Annotated in this window: 3 protein-coding genes; all 3 read right to left on the reverse strand. The window is 64.0% G+C overall.

Annotation, left to right across the window (positions count from 1 at the left end):
* Window positions 1–60: 60 nt before the first annotated feature.
* The gene (locus tag C5F48_RS25810) at window positions 61–777 is read right to left on the reverse strand and encodes a helix-turn-helix domain-containing protein (protein WP_211314721.1); all 717 of its coding nucleotides are present in this window, start codon (window positions 775–777) and stop codon (window positions 61–63) included.
* A gap of 18 nt (window positions 778–795) precedes the next feature.
* Window positions 796–2,154: a recombinase family protein gene (locus tag C5F48_RS25815; protein WP_211314720.1), complete on the reverse strand. Its 1,359-nt coding sequence runs from the start codon at window positions 2,152–2,154 to the stop codon at window positions 796–798.
* 405 nt (window positions 2,155–2,559) lie between these two features.
* Window positions 2,560–2,847, reverse strand: a 288-nt coding sequence (gene tnpB, locus C5F48_RS22885) for an IS66 family insertion sequence element accessory protein TnpB (protein ID WP_219907831.1), incomplete at its 5' end; no start/stop codon positions are given.

Here is a 2,847-nt window from a genome sequence, read left to right on the forward strand (position 1 = left end):
CCATCCCACCAGACGATCTTGATCCGGTCCGGCGATCACGTTTCATAATGCACCTCCTTGTTAGAAGCCGGGCAGGGTCATGGACCGGTCTGCAATCTTATCAAGGGCTTGCCGTGGCCGGCGCACAGCAATCTCCTGCAATGCTATCCGCACCGCCTCGGTCTCCAGCGCGTCGACCGGTATTTTCCATGGGGCGGAATACATGATCTGCGTTGCAGGCAGAGTTTGCGACCTGATCAGCTTGTGAACGGAGGCGACGCACACGCCGAGCCGCTTGGCTGCAGCGTCGACGCTCAGGGGCTTGGGGACCTCAGCATCAGGATCATAGGGCGGGATCGCGAGCCTGTCGCGCAGCTCCGCGACACGAACGGTTGTCCATGTCTCGCCATCCTCGGTGCGGCAGCGCATCCGGTTGAGGGTGACGGCCAGCTCCCTGTCGGGCCAGTGTCCGGCAAGCTTGCGGAGGACATCCGGGGCTGTAAGCGCCCGGCTTGGCGGGAACCGTCCGGTCTTGCGTCGGGCCAGTCTGATCTCGGTGTGGCGTCCGCCGATCCAGTGGATGAGAAGAATGAACTGGTTTGTCTCCGCGTCGATATCGACCACGACCTCCTCAATCAGCAGCCTGACCAGACGTTGTCGCGCACGGGCATCAGTTCCGGTCGCGTTCCAGACGGACGGCAGATCTGTCGCAAGCCGCATGAGAACGGCGGGATCGACCTTGGGCTTCGCCTGGATTTCGGCGCCCACGGCCGCAAGCTTGTGCTCGACTGCCGCCACCCGCTCCAATGCAGCGTTTCAGCGCGCCTCCAAAGTCCGGGCAACGTGTCGTTTGGCCGGATCGACAAGCTCGTAACGCCGCTCCGCCAGGTCCGCCGCGTATCGGGCTTCATCGAGTTCCTTCTCGACCGCGAGCCGGACGGTCTCCTGGGCCTTGGCAGCCTGCTGCCCCGCCAGGAGAGCCGCCTGCACGGCCTGTCCGGAGACGGCCTCGAGAAGCTGGCTTGCGACGGCCGCGTCGATGCTGCCTCCGCCGGCGCCGATGCACAGACCGGCCCCGACATGTCCATCATCGCCCCGGCACTGATAACGGTGCGACAGGTCCGTCCCCGTCTTGTAGAACACCCGCATCATCCGGCCACAGCGCGCGCATCGGGCCATGCCCGCCAGCAGCGCCTGTCCGCCACGTCCCGATTTGCGTGCCGCGCGCTTTTGCATATGCGCGTTCTCCTCCAGCATGCGGCGGTTCTCCTCGTAGGCTCCCCAGTCGAGATATCCCTCGTGGCTGTCCTTGATCAGCACGCTCCAGTCCTTGATCGCACGGTGGTGGCCGCTGGTCTTGCGCGCCTGCCCGCCGACCACCTCCATCCGGTTGCCGGTTCGCCCAAAGGCATAGGCGCCCGCATAGATGGGATTGTGCAGCACCTGCATCACACTGTGGTAAGCAGGCTTGCGCCAGGTGATCTTCCGCAAGGCGCCGTTGCGCTGCACCACCGGCAAATGAATGTCCGCCGTTCGCAGCCAGAGGAACACCTGCCGCCCGCTGCCCAGCTCGCGGAACTTGGCGAAGATCAGGCGGATGGTCTGCTGAACCCGCTCATCCGGATCTATCTCGATCCTGTCGTCCTCGCTCCAACAAAAGCCCGGCGGCAGAGTGAACCGCAGTTCGCCCCGACCCGCCTTCGCATCTCGGGCCGCCAGCCCGCGCTGGCGCAGGAGGCTCAGTTCATATTCCGACATCGTTCCCTTCAGCCCAAGCAACAGCCGGTCGTTCATCAGGCAAGGATCATAAACCCCCTCCGGGTCGACCACCAAGGCTCCTGTCAGGGCGCAGAGATCGATCAGGTGATGCCAGTCACGACCATTGCGGGCGAGGCGGGAGGCCTCAATGCAATAGACCGCCCCGACCGTCCCGGCACAGACTTCCGCAACCAGCCGCTGGAAGCCCGGCCGCGCGATCTGACCGGAACCGGAGCGCCCCAGATCCTCATCGATCACCCGAACTTCAGCGAAGCCGGTGTCGCGCGCGGCCTCGGCCATCTGGTATTGCCGCTTCTGGCTCTCCAGATTGCCCAGAACCTGGCTCATGGTTGACTGGCGAACATAGACGACAGCACTGCGGGCGAGGTGCTCAGCGGTGATCTTTGCGTGCATCATTCTGCGAGCCCTCCGATATCTTCTCTGCAGCCGTCAGCAGCAGCTCGGCCAGTGCTTCCAGAACTGCGGGTGTCGCTGGAGCCGCCGGGGGACGGTTCCGGCTGTCGTCCAGCGCCAGGCAAAGCTGCTTGGGTTCTGTTCGCTTTGCTTGCGAGAGGTGTCGGGGTCGGCAGGGCATGCGCATACTCCTCTGGATTCGGTCTTCCAGAGGATGGCGCAATCTTGGCATCCCGCATCAGATCCAAGGTCTTGGCGAGCGCCTCAAGAGCCTCCAGGGCGACAAGGGGCGGCCCGCTGTCCAGTCGTGCACAGTAGCCGGGATCGCACATCCAGGGCGGTAGGGTGCGGAAGAATCCGGGATGTTCCTCCACCAAGACAGAATCCAAACCCTGACGACGACCGCCGTCACGGGCGCGAAGAATCCGGCCGAAAAGTGGATGCCACGGATACTCGATCCGCAGATCTTGCAGTTGGTATGTAGAATGAGAGCCGATCGGGCCGCTTGGCCCGGAATATGTAGAGCGCGCCGCTGAACGGGTCGCTGCCCGCATCGCGCACCAGGGACAGCAGGCTGTCCGGCCCCTTGCGAAAGTCGACCGGTTGGCTCGCTAGAAAAACTTTCACTCCGGACGGGATCATGCCGAGCGCACCGCACGGATGATACGCTGCAGCGCCGCCTCGTTTATGTCGACG

Origin of the sequence: Cereibacter changlensis JA139, assembly GCF_003034985.1 — a bacterium.
GTDB lineage: Bacteria > Pseudomonadota > Alphaproteobacteria > Rhodobacterales > Rhodobacteraceae > Cereibacter > Cereibacter changlensis.

Coding starts and splice junctions, on each gene's coding strand:
- C5F48_RS25815 (WP_211314720.1), bottom strand. CDS start 2,154: ATGATGCACGCAAAGATCACCGCTGAGCACCTCGCCCGCAGTGCTGTC.